At 29.6% G+C, this 17379-nt stretch carries 15 protein-coding genes; 1 reads left to right on the forward strand and 14 read right to left on the reverse strand.

The window, feature by feature from the left end; all coding sequences use genetic code 11:
• Positions 1–8: 8 nt before the first annotated feature.
• Positions 9–452, forward strand: a complete 444-nt coding sequence (locus N2251_RS01270) for a hypothetical protein (RefSeq protein ID WP_260584871.1) — start codon at positions 9–11, stop codon at positions 450–452.
• Here N2251_RS01270 and N2251_RS01275 read toward each other — a convergent pair.
• The 14 genes from N2251_RS01275 to typA all read right to left on the reverse strand — a co-directional run bounded on the left by N2251_RS01275 (position 408) and on the right by typA (position 17314).
• Positions 408–1322 carry an EamA family transporter gene (locus tag N2251_RS01275; protein ID WP_260584872.1) on the reverse strand — a complete coding sequence of 305 codons (915 nt, stop codon included), beginning with the start codon at positions 1320–1322 and terminating at the stop codon, positions 408–410. The genes N2251_RS01270 and N2251_RS01275 overlap by 45 nt on opposite strands.
• Before the next feature lie 478 nt (positions 1323–1800).
• Positions 1801–2952 (reverse strand): class I SAM-dependent methyltransferase, encoded by a 1152-nt coding sequence (locus tag N2251_RS01280; RefSeq protein WP_260584873.1) that lies wholly within the window; start codon positions 2950–2952, stop codon positions 1801–1803.
• A gap of 23 nt (positions 2953–2975) precedes the next feature.
• Positions 2976–3560 carry a bifunctional phosphoribosyl-AMP cyclohydrolase/phosphoribosyl-ATP diphosphatase HisIE gene (gene hisIE, locus N2251_RS01285; protein ID WP_260584874.1) on the reverse strand — a complete coding sequence of 195 codons (585 nt, stop codon included), beginning with the start codon at positions 3558–3560 and terminating at the stop codon, positions 2976–2978.
• On the reverse strand, positions 3557–4309 hold the full coding sequence (gene hisF, locus N2251_RS01290) for an imidazole glycerol phosphate synthase subunit HisF (protein ID WP_260584875.1): 753 nt from the start codon (positions 4307–4309) through the stop codon (positions 3557–3559). Before hisF ends, hisIE begins: the two co-directional genes overlap by 4 nt.
• A gap of 79 nt (positions 4310–4388) precedes the next feature.
• Complete coding sequence (gene hisA, locus N2251_RS01295; protein WP_260584876.1) at positions 4389–5108, reverse strand: 1-(5-phosphoribosyl)-5-[(5-phosphoribosylamino)methylideneamino]imidazole-4-carboxamide isomerase; 720 nt, start codon at positions 5106–5108, stop codon at positions 4389–4391.
• A gap of 10 nt (positions 5109–5118) precedes the next feature.
• Positions 5119–5700, reverse strand: a complete 582-nt coding sequence (hisH, locus tag N2251_RS01300; RefSeq protein ID WP_260584877.1) for an imidazole glycerol phosphate synthase subunit HisH — start codon at positions 5698–5700, stop codon at positions 5119–5121.
• Between the two features lie 154 nt (positions 5701–5854).
• The gene (gene hisB / locus N2251_RS01305) at positions 5855–6988 is read right to left on the reverse strand and encodes a bifunctional histidinol-phosphatase/imidazoleglycerol-phosphate dehydratase HisB (RefSeq protein ID WP_218772327.1); all 1134 of its coding nucleotides are present in this window, start codon (positions 6986–6988) and stop codon (positions 5855–5857) included.
• Positions 6989–7108: 120 nt separating this feature from the next.
• Entirely contained in the window at positions 7109–8137 is a 1029-nt protein-coding gene (gene hisC, locus N2251_RS01310) for a histidinol-phosphate transaminase (RefSeq protein ID WP_260584878.1), read from the reverse strand.
• Positions 8130–9416 carry a histidinol dehydrogenase gene (gene hisD, locus N2251_RS01315; RefSeq protein WP_260584879.1) on the reverse strand — a complete coding sequence of 429 codons (1287 nt, stop codon included), beginning with the start codon at positions 9414–9416 and terminating at the stop codon, positions 8130–8132. Before hisD ends, hisC begins: the two co-directional genes overlap by 8 nt.
• A 12-nt stretch (positions 9417–9428) precedes the next feature.
• A complete protein-coding gene (hisG, locus tag N2251_RS01320) occupies positions 9429–10286 on the reverse strand; it encodes an ATP phosphoribosyltransferase (RefSeq protein WP_260584880.1) in 858 nt (285 codons plus the stop codon).
• Positions 10287–10540: 254 nt separating this feature from the next.
• Positions 10541–12013, reverse strand: a complete 1473-nt coding sequence (locus N2251_RS01325; RefSeq protein ID WP_260584881.1) for a tetratricopeptide repeat protein — start codon at positions 12011–12013, stop codon at positions 10541–10543.
• A 1233-nt stretch (positions 12014–13246) separates the two neighbouring features.
• The gene (locus N2251_RS01330; RefSeq protein WP_260584882.1) at positions 13247–14635 is read right to left on the reverse strand and encodes a pyridoxal phosphate-dependent decarboxylase family protein; all 1389 of its coding nucleotides are present in this window, start codon (positions 14633–14635) and stop codon (positions 13247–13249) included.
• 30 nt (positions 14636–14665) lie between these two features.
• Positions 14666–15202, reverse strand: a complete 537-nt coding sequence (locus tag N2251_RS01335) for a cysteine dioxygenase (protein ID WP_312025076.1) — start codon at positions 15200–15202, stop codon at positions 14666–14668.
• 339 nt (positions 15203–15541) lie between these two features.
• Positions 15542–17314, reverse strand: a complete 1773-nt coding sequence (gene typA / locus N2251_RS01340; RefSeq protein WP_260584883.1) for a translational GTPase TypA — start codon at positions 17312–17314, stop codon at positions 15542–15544.
• Positions 17315–17379: the final 65 nt, after the last annotated feature.

Below are 17379 nucleotides of genomic sequence, written 5' to 3' on the forward strand. Positions count from 1 at the left end.
ATAAAATTATGAGAATAATAAAAAGCGTATCATTTGCCCTTTCACTACTTTTTATTTTCGCATTTTCTTCATGTGTTGAAGATGAAATTAAAAGTGTATCGTGTTTAGAATTCGATAAAATATCACAAGGTTACAATATCTTAGAAACAGCTGTTTTTACAACTAAAATTATCGAATTCGAAATTTATAATACCTGTCCTTATAAAATAAAAGTTACCGATATAAAAATCCGAGGAAAAAATGCTAGTGAATTTACAATTCAGGGAATTGCAGAAGGCACCTATCTAACAGATGATAAACTAAAATTCAATATTCTTTTCTCCCCTAAAAGTTTAGGAAAAAAAGAAGCTGGCTTAACAATTTTTCATGAGTTTGGCTCTATTGTAATACATTTACTGGAATTTAATTTACGATCCCTTTCTTGCAACCGTTTTTACCGATCTTTTTCTTGAAGTTATAAAATAAACACCCGTTAGTAAAATTACAGATGCTATTACCGATTGTTTGGTAAGTTGTTCATCTAACAAACTCCAGCCTAAAAACAAGGCTATTATAGGGTTTACATAAGCTGATGTTGCTACTTTTTCTGGCGACACCGATTTTAAAAGATAATTAAATGCTGTAAAAGCAACAATACCTCCAAAAATAATCAAGAACAACATTGCTCCTTGTGTTTTAGAAGCCCAATTTAACGGCGAAACCCAAGTCTCTTTAAAAATTAAACTTGATGTTGCTAATATAAATCCTGCTATTAACATTTGATATCCCGTAGCAACCAAGTAATTTTTAGGTAAATCTGCTTTCGATACAAAAACACTTCCGTAACTCCAACTTAACACACAGGTTAAGATCATAAAAATACCTAAAACACCACCTTCAGAAGTTGTAATTTCTTTCTGACTTACCAATAAATACATTCCCGCTAAACCAAATAACACTCCGATTATTGATTTTCGTTGCATTTTCTTACCATCTATTAAACGCAATAAAAAAAGTACAAACAATGGTTGTGTTGATGCTAATAATGCCGCAAAACCTGTATCAACATATTTTAAAGCCCATACAAAAACTCCGTTTCCATATACTAAAAATAAAAAACCTGCTATTGCTGAATTTAAAAGTTGAGTTTTGGTAATTTTTATTGATATTCTTAACAATGTAGCAATGATCATAATCAACACACCAGCCACTAAAAATCGAATAGAAGCCAAAAATAAAGGAGACAATTCGGTTACCGCAATTTTATTAAATAAATAAGTAGATCCCCATATAATATATATCGAAAAAAATGCTGCAATAATTAATAATTTGGAGTTTTTCATATCATCAAAGTTTGAAAAGTAAAAATACTATAATCATAATTTATAAAAGTGGATTAAAATATCTTTTTTAGAAGCTATTTCCCGCTTTTCGCACTCGCTCTCTGCGAGGAGCTCAAACAAATGCTACAATCGGGGCTAACCTATTTATTAAGTTATAGCTAATTTCTATATTTCTAGTCATTTTATTAAAACCTGCAAAGTTTTTAAAAACAAAAAAATCACCAATAATGGTGATTTTCTCATAAAATATATCAAATCGTCATACTGAACTTGTTTCAGTATCACATCCTAAAAAGCAACACTAAATTGCCTCGAAAACCTGAAATAAATTTAGGTTGACGTAAAATCTACATAAAAAAAACATAGTCGTCATACTGAACTTGTTTCAGTATCACATCCTAAAAAGCAACACTAAATTGCCTCGAAAACCTGAAATAAATTCAGGTTCTTATAAAAACATTAAGCAGTCAAAATACGCTTATATAAGTGTTTCTAAATAATGCTTTTCAATTGCATATGCCTCTTTTAAACCTGCTATTTTATTATCAATTTTAGAAACATCATTCTTTTTAGATGATTTACTTGCCACTAACATTACATTTTTACGTGTGTGTTCGTTGCTTATAAATTCAAATACTTTCGTATTGTAATTGCTTTTTTCTAAAATAAGCGCACGAATCGTATCGGTAACCATTTCGAATTGGCGCTCTTTAAAGATTCCGTATTTTAAAAGCGGACTCTCCTGCTCTTTTCCTTTTACTTGCTGGCGAATTTGTTTATGACAACATGGTGCACAAATAATTAATTCAGCTTTAGCTGATAAACCTTTGTAAATGGCATCGTCTGTTGCGGTATCACAAGCATGTAAAGCAATTAAAATATCAATTTTATTATTATCATATTCCTGAATTGGCTGTGCTACAAACGATAATTTTTTAAATTCAGATTTTTCGGCAACATCGTTACAATAATCCACCAATTCTTTACGCAATTCAATACCGGTAACTGTAGCGCTGTATTTTTTTTGATTTACTAAATAATCATACAAAGCAAATGTTAAATAACCTTTACCCGATCCCATATCAACAATATTAATATGTTTTGGTAATTTGGTAGATTTTAATAAACCTTCAATAATCTCTAAATATTTATTAATTTGACGGTATTTATCCGCCATTTTATGAATAACCTTACCTTCTTTATCTGTAATTCCTAAATGGTGTAAATAACTTCCTGCTTCCGCTAACCGTTCTTTAGGTTTATCGTGTGTTACAGGTAATTTATTTTTAAAACTTGCAGTATTTTCACGATAAGAAACCTTTTTCTTTTTTGAAATAAAAACCAACAAATCCTTGGCTAACGTAAATAAAGTTGCTGCTCTAAAATTATCCATCAATAAGATTTCTAATTCCGATAGTGCTTCAGTAATCGTATAATTTTTAACCTTATCATTTGTTGTATAATGATAGGTAAACTGTAACATTTCTGCTCCTTTAATAGTTACTAAACGAACATACACGTTTGGTAATCCATCACTTTTTTTGATAGGTTTACTTAAAGTTAGTTTTACAAATTTAGATTCTAAAACACTTTCGTTTAACGTATCTCTTAATTGTTGAAATTCATTCATTTTGCAAAAATACTATAAAACAATTAGTTTCTTTCTTTTAAAACAGCCTCAATTTCACTTAACGTAAATCCTTTTGCTTTTAGGAGTATTACTATATGATAAAACAAATCGGCAGCTTCGTTTTTAAATAAATCGGCATCATTATCTTTTGCTTCTATAACCAATTCCACCGCTTCTTCCCCTACTTTTTGAGCTACTTTATTAATTCCTCGTTTAAATAGTTTATTTGTATATGAAGTTGGATGATCAGTATCTATACGATCGCTAACAATTCGCTCTAATTCATATAAAAATCCTTTTGGAGTTTCTTCCGCAAAACAAGAAGTAGTTCCTTTATGACAAGTTGGACCTGCTGGCATTACTTTTATTAAAATAGTATCGTTATCACAATCGATTTTAATATCGTTCACCTCTAAAAAGTTACCAGACTCTTCACCTTTTGTCCATAACCTATTTTTACTTCTACTAAAAAAAGTTACTTTATTTTCTTTCTTTGTTTTTAAGAAAGCTTCTTCGTTCATATACCCTAACATTAATACTTGTAATGTGGTATTATTCTGAATTATTACAGGAACTAACCCGTCTCCTTTTGTAAAATCTATATTCATCGTACTGGTATATTTTGTTCTTTTAAATATTCTTTAAGCTTTGGCACTGGTATTTCAGCGAAATGAAAAATACTGGCTGCCAAACCTGCACTCGCTTCTGTTTTTGTAAACACCTCTTTAAAATGGACTTCCTTACCGGCTCCGCCTGATGCTATTACAGGTATATTTATGGCTTTACTAACATCATTTGTTATATCTAGCGCAAAACCTGCTTTTGTTCCGTCGTTATTCATTGATGTTAATAAAATTTCACCTGCCCCTAATTTTTCAACTTCCTTAGCCCAAGCAACGGTTTCTAACTCAGTTTCATGAGTTCCTCCTTTTGTAAATACTTTCCAATTATTAGCTACATTTTTGGTATCAATAGCAACTACTACAAACTGACTTCCAAAACGATTTTTTAAATCGGTTATTAACTGCGGATTTTTAACTGCCGATGAATTGATACTTACTTTATCTGCACCTGCTTTTATCAAAGCCAAAGCGTCATCAACCGTACTTATTCCTCCGCCAACAGTAAAGGGAATATTTATTTCTTGTGCAATCTTCTCTACTAACTCAACCAACGTTTTTCTGTTTTCGAGCGTTGCAGTAATATCTAAAAACACCAACTCATCAGCACCATCTTTTACATATTGCTTTGCTAATTCAATCGGATCACCTGCATCTTTAATATCAATAAAATTAACACCTTTTACGGTGCGCCCATTTTTGATATCTAAACAAGGTATTATTCTTTTTTTTAACATATTTAATAGTTATCATCATTTTAAAAATCAAAAGAAACCTTTAAAAGATCACTTCTTTATTCTTTCTAGTAATGATGTATTATTTTATTATAAAATTTTCTAATTGCTTTAACGAAATTCTATTTTCATAAATCGCTTTACCTAAAATTGTACCTTCACAACCTATTTCTTTAAGTCGTATTAAATCATCAATATTAGCAACACCTCCACTTGCTATTAAGTTAACGCCACTTTTACTTAATATTTCTTGATACAACTCAACAGATGCTCCTTGTAGCATTCCGTCTTTAGCAACATCTGTACAAATAGTATTTTTAATTCCTAATTTCTCATATTTTATGATAAAATCAATCACCTCTACTTCTGATGTTTCTAACCATCCGTGTGTAGCAATTTTACGATTGATACAATCGGCACCTAAAATAATTTTATCGCTACCATATTCTGTTAACCATCCTGTAAAAACCTCCGGATTTTTAACAGCAATACTTCCTCCTGTTATCTGACTTGCGCCGTTATCGAAAGCAATACGTAAATCTTCATCTGATTTTAATCCACCACCGAAATCGATTTTTAAATTTGTTTTAGCCGCTATTTCTTGTAACACTTTGTAATTTACAATGTGTTGCGATTTAGCACCATCTAAATCTACTAAATGTAAATATTCGATTCCGCTATCTTCAAATTCCTTCGCTACTTCAACAGGATTTTCGTTATATATTTTTTTGGTTGCATAATCACCTTTTGTTAAGCGTACACATTTTCCGTCAATAATATCTATGGCAGGTATAATTCTCATTTTCTTAATTTTATAATTCTAAAAAGTTTTTTAATAATTTTTCACCGATACTTGCTGATTTTTCTGGATGAAATTGCATGGCATAAAAATTATCTTTTTGCATAATCGAACTAAATGGTTTTATATAATCACAAGTTGCAATAGTATTTTCACAAACTTCTGCATAATAACCGTGTACATAATATACATCTTCATTAATAGCTAAATTCTCTACTATTTTTGATGATTTTATTTCTGAAAAGTTATTCCATCCCATGTGTGGTACTTTCATTAAAGGAGGAAACTGTTTTGTTACCGTATCAAAAATACCTAAACATGTTGTGTTACCTTCTTCTGATGATGTACACATTAATTGTAAACCTAAGCAAATACCCAATACTGGCTGAGTAAGAGATACTAAAAGTTCGTCTAATTTACGTTCTTTTAAATAAGCCATTGCCGAACTTGCTTCACCAACACCCGGAAATATTACTTTATCAGCTTGTAGTATTTCTGTTGGATTATCAGTTATTATACTTTCATAACCTAAACGGTTAAGTGTATTTTGAACCGATCGTATATTACCGGCATTGTATTTTATAATTGCAATCATATATTAATTTTTAATTATGAGGCTTCAATTATGATTTGTAATTATTGTAATGATAACAATTTCTCGATACAAAATTAATTTCCGCTTCGCTACAACCAATTTTACTCGAAATGACAAAAAAATCACAATAGAACTACATAAAACTTATAATTATCTATAGCGTTCCTTTGGTTGATGGTAAAATCATTTTACTAGTATCTCTCTTTACAGCTACTTTTATCGCTTTTGCAAATGCTTTAAAAATTGCCTCTATTTTGTGATGCTCGTTTGTTCCTTCTGCTTTAATATTTAAGTTACATTTTGCTCCATCTGTAAATGATTTAAAAAAGTGGAAAAACATTTCTGTTGGCATTTTACCTACCATTTCTCTTTTAAAATCTGCTTCCCAAACTAACCAATTTCTACCTCCAAAATCAATAGCTACTTGCGCTAAACAATCATCCATTGGCAAACAAAACCCGTAACGCTCTATTCCTAATTTATTCCCTAATGCTTTATTAAAAACTTCTCCTAACGCAATAGCAGTATCTTCAATAGTATGGTGCTCATCAACTTCTAAATCTCCTTTAACCTGAATATCTAAATCCATTTGCCCATGACGTGCAATTTGATCTAACATATGATCGAAAAAATCAATTCCTGTACTAATATTACTTTTTCCTGTTCCGTCTAGGTTTAATTGAATATCAATTTTGGTTTCGTTCGTATTTCTAACAATACCATCGGTTCTTTCTTCTAATTTTAAAAACTCATAAATAGCATTCCAATCACTACTTTCTAAAGCAATAAATTCGTCTAAATCACTTCTTTTTACCGTAATTTCATCGGTTCCTAAAAAAGTTTCATCATTGATGTAAATTCCTTTTGATCCTAAGTTTTTTGCCAATTCAATATCCGTTAAACGATCTCCGATTACAAATGAGTTTGCTAAATCATATTCTTCAGAAAAAAACTTGGTTAATAAACCTGTATTTGGCTTTCTTGTTGGCTGATTATCTTTTGCAAAAGTGATATCAATAATTTCTTCAGCAAAAACAATTCCTTCGTCTTTTAAGGTTTTCATTACAAAATTGTGCACAGGCCAAAAACTATTTTCAGGATACACTTCGGTCCCTAAACCATCTTGATTGGTTACTAAAACCAACTCGAAATCTAACTCATTTGCAATTTTACTTAATCCTTGAAATACCTTTGGATAAAATTCTAATTTTTCGAATGAATCTGTTTGTTCATCTGCAGGTTCTTTAATTAAAGTTCCGTCTCTATCTATAAATAATACTTTTTTCATGTTCTTATTTTTAATTTCGTTCGTCAACCTGAATTCATTTCAGGTTCTCATTTCCATAGTCATTTACTTGATGAAATTCCGAAATGAATTCGGAATGACGTTCTGAATATTATAGCTATTTTATACGATTGATTTTAATGCTGTAATTAGTTGTGTGTTTTCTTCTTTACTACCAACGGTAATTCGTAAACAATTGTTTACTAAACTATTTCTGTTACGTGTAATTATTTTTTTAACTACCAATGTATTATAAACTGTATTTGCATCGGTTACTTCTATTAAAATAAAATTAGCTTCCGTTGGATATATTTTTTTAATCAGTTTTATATTCTCAAACTCATTCATTAACCGATCTTTTTCGTTAATGATTGTATTTTTATTCGTTTCGAACAAAGAAATATTATCTAATGAAGCAATAATTGCTTCTTGATTTAAAGTACTTACATTATAAGGTGGCTTTACTTTATTATACAAATCTATAACGTTAGAATTTGCATAGGCAACTCCTACCCTTGCTCCTGCCAATCCCCATGCTTTACTAAAAGTTTGACTTACAATTAAGTTCGGATAATTAGCCAATTGTGTTGCATACGATGCTCTTGTACTAAAATCGATATAAGCTTCATCAATAATTACCATTCCGTTAAAATTATCAAGAATATACTGAATCGTTTCATCTTCAAAACAATTTCCTGTTGGATTGTTTGGCGAACAAATAAATATAATTTTTACATCCTCCATATCTAAATATGGCTGTAACTGATTTAAACTTATTTGAAAATCATTTACCAAAGGTTGCTTAATTAACTCAACATCATTAATACTTGCCGACACATCGTACATACCGTAAGTAGGTGAAAAAGTTAACGCTTTATCTTTACCTGGTTCACAGAAAATTCTGAATGCTAAATCGATTACTTCATCACTTCCGTTTCCTATAAAAATCTGATTATTCTCAACGTTTTTTATAGTTGATAATCGTTCTTTAATTTTTGTTTGCTTCGGATCTGGATACCTATTTAAAGTTCCAAACGGATTTTCATTAGCATCTAAATAAACTTCCGCAGTTCCTTTAAACTCATCTCTTGCTGATGAATATGCTTTTAACTTTTGAATATTCTTGCGAACTATTTTTTCTAAACTAAACATTTTCAATCTCTTTTAATCTTAATGTAACAGCATTTTTATGAGCCTGTAATCCTTCAGCTTCTGCCATTATTTCAATCGTTTGACCAATATTTTGTATTCCTTCTTTAGATATTTTTTGAAACGTAATACTTTTCGTAAAGCTATCTAAATTAACACCTGAATATGCTTTTGCAAATCCGTTTGTTGGCAAGGTATGATTCGTTCCTGAAGCATAATCACCAGCACTTTCTGGAGTGTATTTTCCTATAAATACCGAACCTGCATTGGCTATTTTATCTATAAAAAAGTCATCATTTTTAGTTACTATAATTAAATGTTCAGGAGCATAATCATTTACAAAATTAATTGCTTCATACTCATCTTTAATTAAAACAACCTTTGTGTTTTTTAATGCTTTTTCAGTAATTTCTTTTCTAGATAAGTTAAGAAGTTGAGCGTCTATTTCTTTTGATACTTCGGCAATTAAATCTAATGAATCTGACACTAAAACAACCTGACTATCAGCTCCGTGTTCTGCTTGGCTTAATAAATCGGATGCTACAAATGCTGGATTAGCAGAGTCATCTGCCATTACTAATAATTCACTAGGACCAGCTGGCATATCAATTGCAATTCCGTATTGCGTTGCCAATTGTTTTGCTACCGTTACATATTGGTTTCCTGGACCAAAAACTTTAGATACTTTTGATATCGTTTCTGTACCAAATGTAAAACTAGCAATAGCTTGTATACCACCAACTTTATATATTTTAGTTACACCACAAAGTGCTGCCGTGTATAAAATTGCAGGGTTAATTTCTCCTTTTTTATCCGGAGGAGAACATAAAATAATTTCTTTACAACCCGCAATATTAGCTGGTGTTGCTAACATTAAAACGGTAGAAAATAACGGAGCAGTTCCGCCAGGAATGTACAAACCTACTTTTTCAATAGGTCTTTTTTCTTGCCAACATTGCACTCCTTTTGTTGTTTCTATCGCAACTTTTTCGGTTTTTTGAGCAGCATGAAAAACTTCAATATTTGCCTTTGCTTGTTGAATAGCATTTTTTAATTCTTTAGAAACTAAGTTTTCGGCATTTTTAATCTCTTCTAAACTAACTTCTAATGTATCTAAATTTACACTGTCAAAAAGGGCTGTATACTTTTTTACTGCAATATCGCCTGACTCTTTAACTTCTTTGAAAATATCATCTACAGTTTGTGCTATATCTTCAACAGATTTTGTGGGTCTTTTTAATAATGACTCCCAATTATCTTTATTTAATTCTACTGCTCTCATCTCCCTTAATTTTTAAACAACCATTTTCTCTATAGGACACACTAAAATTCCTTCTGCTCCATTAAGTTTTAGTTCATCTATAATATCCCAAAACTCATCTTTATCTAATACTGAGTGCACAGAACTCCATCCTTCTTCAGCTAATGGTAAAACTGTTGGACTTCTCATTCCTGGTAAGATATCGATAATTTTTTCTAATTTATCATTAGGCGCATTTAACAAGACATATTTAGAACGCTTTCCTTTTAAAACCGATTGAATTCTGAATTGTAATTTATTTAAAATAGCTTTTCTTTCTTCAGAAATTAATGGTGAATTAGCTAAAACGGCTTCTGAAGTTAATAATACTTCAATTTCTTTTAAACCATTTTTAAATAAAGTAGATCCGCTTGAAACGATATCACAAATTCCGTCTGCCAAGCCTATATTTGGTGCAATTTCAACAGAACCATTAATGATGTGCAATTGTGCGTCTATTTTATTTTTAGCTAAATATTTCTTTACCGTTTCTGGATATGAAGTTGCAATTCTTTTTCCGTTTAAATCCTTTAAAGAGTTTGCACCAGATTCTTTAGGAACCGCGATAGAAACCTTGCATTTAGAAAATCCTAAACGTTCTACAAATTCTAAATCATTTCCTTTTTCTATCAATACATTTTCGCCAATAATAGCAATATCAACGACTCCGTCTCTTAAGTACTGAGGAATATCTCCGTTACGTAAATAAAAAACTTCTAATGGAAAGTTACTTGCAGAAGCTTTTAACTGGTCTTTACCATTATCAATAGAAATACCACAATCTTTTAAAAGTTGTAATGAATCTTGATTTAGTCTTCCTGATTTTTGAATTGCTATTCTTAATTTACTCATTTTGTTTGTTAATTTATTTGAGTAAATCTTAGCTTGGAGATAATTTCCTTTTTGGAAATAAAAAACCCGTTTGATTTACTCAAACGGGTTTAAAATATATTTTTGATTTTATTCAATACATCTTCAGTTCGCTTGAGTGCAAATATGATGATGGTGATGATGTAATTGATTAAAATTCATTATTATTCTTATTGATGATGCAAATATGCTACTTATAATTTAAATAATAAAATTTATTTCAAAAAAAATAAAATTTACAAATTACTTAGTAAGTCGTGTAAATTATCCTCTTTTTCTAATCCCATTTTTTTCTTTATCCTATACCTTGTTGTTTCAACGCTTCTAGGAGATACATTTATTAGCTGAGATACATCCTTACTCTTTAAATTAGAAACAATATAAGTACAATGCTTTAAATCATTAACAGATAAACTAGGAGCTATTTTTTTTAATTTACTAAAAAACTCAGGTCTTATTTTTTCAAACTGGACTTTAAAATCATCCCATAATTCTTCTTCAGAAATTAAACTCAATAACTTTTTATTTACGGTTATTAAATAACTAGACGTCTCTGAATTCTGTTCTGTATAGCTTTCTATATCATCGCTTATTTTCTTAATAGTATCGTTATAGGTTGTTATTTTTAATACGCGTGAAAACAATGTTTGTTCATTTAAGTTTAAAAGAGTTTGTATTTCATTTTTTTTATCCCTTAAATCTTCATTATTTATTTTTAACTCAGAAATTAACTGTTTTAAATCGGTATTTAAATTTTTAATTTGTTTATTTTTATTTTTGTTTTTTCTACCTAGAAAAATAAAAAATATAGTTAATGCTATAAAAAAAACAGCGGTTATTCCACTTACAATAAGTTTCGTTTCTTGGTTGTTAATTATAAGGTTTTGCTTGTCCTTTAATTCACTTTCTAACTCTAACTCCTTTACAAAAGAAGCCTTAATTCTTTTTTCGTCGTTAATAATTGTTTCTTCTAAATTTTTATTAACCTCCTTATATTTTTGTATCGCTAAGGTAAAATCACCTTTACTTTCGTAATACTTTGCATACGAAGCGTTAATTAAACTGTAAAGTTCACTATCTGTTTTAATTGTTAAACTTTTTGCTTTTTTTAAATTTATTAAAGCCTCTTCATTTTTTTTAAGCTCAAAATAATTGTCAGCAATAAAATAATACATCTTACCTACACCATCTATTCTTTTTCCGTCTTTTACTATGAACTTTAAAAAACCTTTTGCATAAGTTATAGACTCTTGCCACTTCAATTGTTTTCTTGCGTTTATAGTTAAGTTATAATACGCATCTATTAATTGCGATAAATTGTCAATTTCATTATAATTAGCTACTGCTTTTTTAAAATATTCTTCTGATTTAACATAATTTCCGTATGCCTTTGAAATAATTATTCCTCTAGAATTATATATGGATCCTTTTAAGAACGTATCGTTTGTTTTTTCTGCTAATTCAAATGACTTAATAAATAAATCTTCCGCTTTTTTAAACCTATTTAATTCCAGATTATTAACACCTTTTAAGTATAAGATCTTACTATTAATAGAATCTTCCTTAATTGTAAATTTATTAAGTTTAATAATTGATAATAAACTATCTAAAAGTTGTGGTTTTTCATCATTTTGAAATGTATAAAAACCTTTAACAATTATTTCTTTATATTCTTTTTTTGAAACACTTTCTTTTTGTTGTCCACTCATACTTATAGTAAACAACAAAAAAATTATGATCCTAAAACTCATTTTACTCTTAAAAAGAACTCTCATTATATACTTCATCAATACTACACAATGCCCCCGCACTGAAATTAAATGTCACTTTTCATTAAATAACATCTTAAATATACGTCAAATATACTACATAAAACAAAAAAACATCTTTTTTAAAAGATTGAAAAAAAGAGAGCTAAAATAAATATATAAAATAATTAATGCCTTAAAACTAAAAAAAGCATTATTCTACTTAACTAAAAAAAATAAAACCACTGGCAAAGCACAAACACAAACAACTAAAAAACAATAAATTAACACTTTTAAAACACATTTACTGTTCTATATCAATCCTAAACAAACATCTTTTTATTCAAACAAAAAGTCGCTGCTTTTTATTAACATATGTAAATAAAAATACACATCAAAATTACTACAAAAACTTTACACACTCTTTATTCGAATATATTTGTAAAGAAGTTATTAATTATCCCCTTAACTAATGACTTTCTTAATTAATCCCCCTATTAATTAAAGCCATGATTATTAATACCCCCTTTTAATTAATAATGTACATCTCAAAAACTATCAAAACACTATTCCCCTATATATGTTTTGATAGTTTTTTTCTTTCCTAAAAAAAATCAACAAACTTTTAAAATAACTAAAATCAGCTTTAAAGAGGATGATAATTTCTTTTTTGATATATTACTTTTATAGAATAAATTTAAATTCAACAATAAAAATAATCACTTCAATTTTCTAAAACAGAAAACAACATTCATTTATAGACTTTTATACTACAATAAACAGTTTTTTTATTTTTTTTTGATCAATGGCTATAAAATATACATCAAAATTACTACAATCAATTTACCCCTCTTTTATCCTCATATATTTGTACCGAAGTTATTAATTCCCCCTAACGAATAACTTCCTTAATTAATCCCCTAATTAATTAAACTCCTTTTTATTGATTAATCCCTTTTAATTAATAATGCATAATTTTAAAACTACCAAAAGCAGTATCCCCCCTACATTTGCTATGGTAGTTTTTTATTTCTTTCCATAAACACACAACAACAAGTTTTTTAAAACAGTAAACCACCTCTAGAGGTGGTTTACTGTTTTAAATATCAGTATAAATTGAATTCTTTTTTTAAAATGACTTATCTTCTTATAAAAGAAAAACAGTAGACTTTCTTTTACCAATTTTTAAAGAATCTATTCTATTCCTTTTGTTAAACTCGGTGTTCTTTCTACAAATTCTTCTAATATTTTAAAGAAATTCAAGATATCAGTTTCCTCATTATTTGCATTAATTGTTACCAATCTAATAAAAGTATCTTCTTCAAAAGATCCGAATCCTACAACAGTAATTTGATCTTCGTACAAAGCTGTACAAAGCGCTATTGGATCAATATTTTTATAATTGAAACATATAGAAATAGAATTATCAAAACTATAAACTGTATAATCGGAATTATTTTTAATATAATTTAAAGCAATTTTTGCTAAATCAAATTGTTGCTCTACAATTTTACGCAATCCAAATGTTCCTACAGATTTCCATAATGTCCAAAATTTTAAGGCATCATTTCTTCTTCCGCATTGAAAAGAAGTTTTTCCTAAGTTAAAATCGTCACCATCTGTTTGATACAAATAATCAGCTTCATTACTAAACGAATCGTGCAGTTGTTTTTTATCATTTACTAAAATAATTGAACACGTCATTGGCGTTCCAATCATTTTATGGGCATTATAACTAAATGAGTTTGATCTCTCAACTCCTTTTATAAGGTGTTTATAGGTAGCACTAAAAATTACACTTCCACAATACGCACCGTCTACATGAAGCCATATATTATACTTATCTGTGATGTCTGCAATTTTATCTATCGGATCAAAAGCTCCTAAAACGGTGGTTCCGGAAGTTGCATTTACATATGTTGGAATAAATCCATTATTAAGATCTTCAATAACTTGTGCTTCTAATAGTTCCGGAATCATTCTTCCCTTAGCATCCGTTTTAATATAACGGATATTTTTTCTTCCTATTCCTGCAAAACTTGCATTTTTAGCATTCGAATAATGTGATTCTTTAGAAGTATAAATAATCATTGGTTTCGACATTCCATCTAACCTGCACATAGGATCTTTGGCGTCTCTAGCCATAACCAAAGCCATGTAATTACTCATGGATCCACCTGTTGGAAATGTTCCGTTACTTTGAGACCCATACCCAACCAAGTCGCAAGATTGTCTAATAATTTCTTGTTCTATTCCTACTTGAGGTCCTGCAACTTTGTATGTGTACATGCTGTTATTTAACATCACAGCTAATAAATCACCTAAAACAGCTTTGCTTTGTCTTCCGCCAAAAAGTTGGTTAAAAAATAAGTTTGTTGCTGTTTTGGGAGTCGAAATAAGTACATCTCGGAGCAATATTTTAAACTTATCATCAATCATTGCTGACTCATTTAGCGAGAGATCAATAGACTCATATAATTTATTCGAATCTATTCTTTCTGCTACAGGATTTTTTTCTTCTTCTTTAATTAACCCCTCCACGAGTTCATTAAATAAAGCTAAATCTTTACTTATATCAGACATTTTATGCTACTTTTTAAAAATTGATTATAATTATACAGTCGTACAATAAGTTAACATTCTATCTACAAACGTTTTTGTTTTCTCGTCAAATGCTCTGCACTTTCGAATAGGTTTTGCGTATAAATGAAGTGACATACTTCTTTTTTTTGATAAATTCTCCAAACTATGAAAACCCATAAAATCTTTCATATAAGTTACAGCATTTTCTTTTGAAACAGATGATTTAACAAAAGTAAGTCCGCCTATTTCATCTTCTTTATAAATAGTTTCTCGAAACTCTCCTTCAATAACTTTCACCCAACATTCCTCACCACCATGATCATGAATTGGAGTTATTTGTCCTTGTTCCCAACAAAGTAAGATCAATTCAAACTTTTCGTTATTAACAATACAATTTCGAGTATAACACTCTTCAGACCATGAAATATAGTCTTCAAAAGTTTTTATCGGTAATTTTACTGAATGTATTATGTGATTGAAGGTCGTCCTCTCTCCTTCTGAAAGTGCGGTAACTAATTCATCTAATGATTGAATTGTTTTTGTGGTATTTTCGTTAGAATTTAAAATAACATGCTGCTTTTTTGTTCATTTAATGTACAAATTCAAGGTCACTCCCTAAATCCAACTAAAAAACTTAATATAATAGTTAAATATATACAAGTTACACAAATATAGCCGTTTTCATATATTTATTAGACTATTAAAATAAAAACATCTTTTTTTTTAGAATATTTTTTAAGCGTTTGAATGATTATAAAATCGTAAAAGCTATAAACTTGTTTGTTTTAATTTAAAAATAACTGAAGAAATTAATGCACAATCCATAGAATAGCAACATTAAATTAAATCATAAAAAAAAGCTCAAGTTTACAACTTGAGCTTTTTATTTTATATAGATTTTAAGAGTTATGCCTTAAAAACAATTTTACGCATACGTAAACTTTCTGGAGTAACTTCTAAATACTCATCAGCTTTAATATATTCCATATTTTCTTCTAAAGAAAAATCAATTTTCGGAGCAATTTTCATAGCGTCATCTGTACCCGATTTACGCATGTTTGTTAATTGCTTTCCTTTAATTAAGTTCACAGCCATATCGTCTGACTTAGAGTTTTCTCCAATTACTTGACCGATATAAATTTCTTGATTAACATCAATAAAAAACTTACCTCTATCTTGTAAACGGTTTAATGCATATGCAGTAGCTTTACCAGTTGCAGCAGAAACGATAGCTCCTTTTACTTCTTCAGTAAAGTCTCCTTTATAAGGACCATATTCACTAAATCTGTGGTTAATAATTGCTTGACCAGCTGTTGCTGTTAAAATTTTATTTCTTAAACCAATTAATCCACGAGAAGGTATTGTAAATTCTAGGTGCTGTAAATCTCCTTTAGGCTCCATAATCATTAAGTCTCCTTTACGTAAAGAGACTAAGTTTACAGCTTTAGAAGCTACATCTTCTGGTACATCGATAGACAATGTTTCCATTGGCTCATGTTTCTTACCATCAATCATTTTAATAATTACTTGTGGTCTTCCCACTTGTAATTCATATCCTTCACGACGCATTGTTTCAATCAATACAGATAAGTGTAATACACCACGACCAAATACGTTAAACTTGTCTTCAGAATCTGTAGTTTCAACTTTTAAAGCTAAATTCTTTTCTAATTCTTTAAACAGACGATCACGAATATGACGAGATGTTACAAATTTACCTTCTTTACCAAAGAAAGGAGAATTGTTAATTGTAAACAACATACTCATGGTAGGTTGGTCAATTTCTGTTCTTGGTAATGCTTCTGGGTTTTCTAAATCAGCAATAGTGTCACCAATTTCAAATCCGTCAATACCTGTAATAGCACAAATATCTCCACAAGGAACTTTATCTACTTGAACTTTACCCATTCCTTCGAATACGTGTAGTTCTTTAATTCTTACTTTTTTAGTTGTACCGTCAGCTTTACATAACATGTAATCTTTACCAGCTTCTAAATCTCCTCTAAATACACGTCCAATAGCAATTCTTCCTGTAAAAGAAGAAAAATCCAAAGAAGTAATTTGCATTTGTGGAGTTCCTTCGTTGTATTTAGTTTCTGGAATAGATTCTAATACAGCATCTAATAAAGGTACAATATTATCAGTTTCGTTTTTCCAGTCAGTACTCATCCAATTGTTCTTTGCAGAACCGTAAATGGTAGTAAAATCTAACTGCTCTTCAGTAGCTTCTAAAGCAAACATTAAATCAAAAACTTTTTCATGAACGATGTCAGGAGTACAGTTTTCTTTATCTACTTTGTTAACAACTACGATAGGTGTTAATCCTAATTCTAAAGCTTTACCTAATACAAAACGAGTTTGTGGCATTGGCCCTTCAAATGCATCAACTAATAATAAAACACCATCAGCCATTTTTAATACACGTTCTACTTCACCTCCAAAATCGGCGTGACCTGGTGTATCAATTACATTGATTTTTGTGTTTTTATAGTTTACTGATACGTTTTTAGAAAGAATTGTAATTCCTCTTTCACGTTCTAAGTCGTTATTATCTAACAATAAATCAGTACGTTCTTTACGATCGTCTAAAACTTTTGCTTGATCTATAATTTTATCTACCAAGGTAGTCTTACCGTGATCAACGTGTGCTATAATAGCGATGTTTCTAATTGGTTGCATTCTTGCTCGTTTTTTAAAGCTGCAAAAGTAGTGTATTAAAAATGAATACTATATAAATCTTGATG

It is taken from the genome of Tenacibaculum haliotis (genome assembly GCF_025215075.1).
GTDB lineage: Bacteria > Bacteroidota > Bacteroidia > Flavobacteriales > Flavobacteriaceae > Polaribacter > Polaribacter haliotis_B.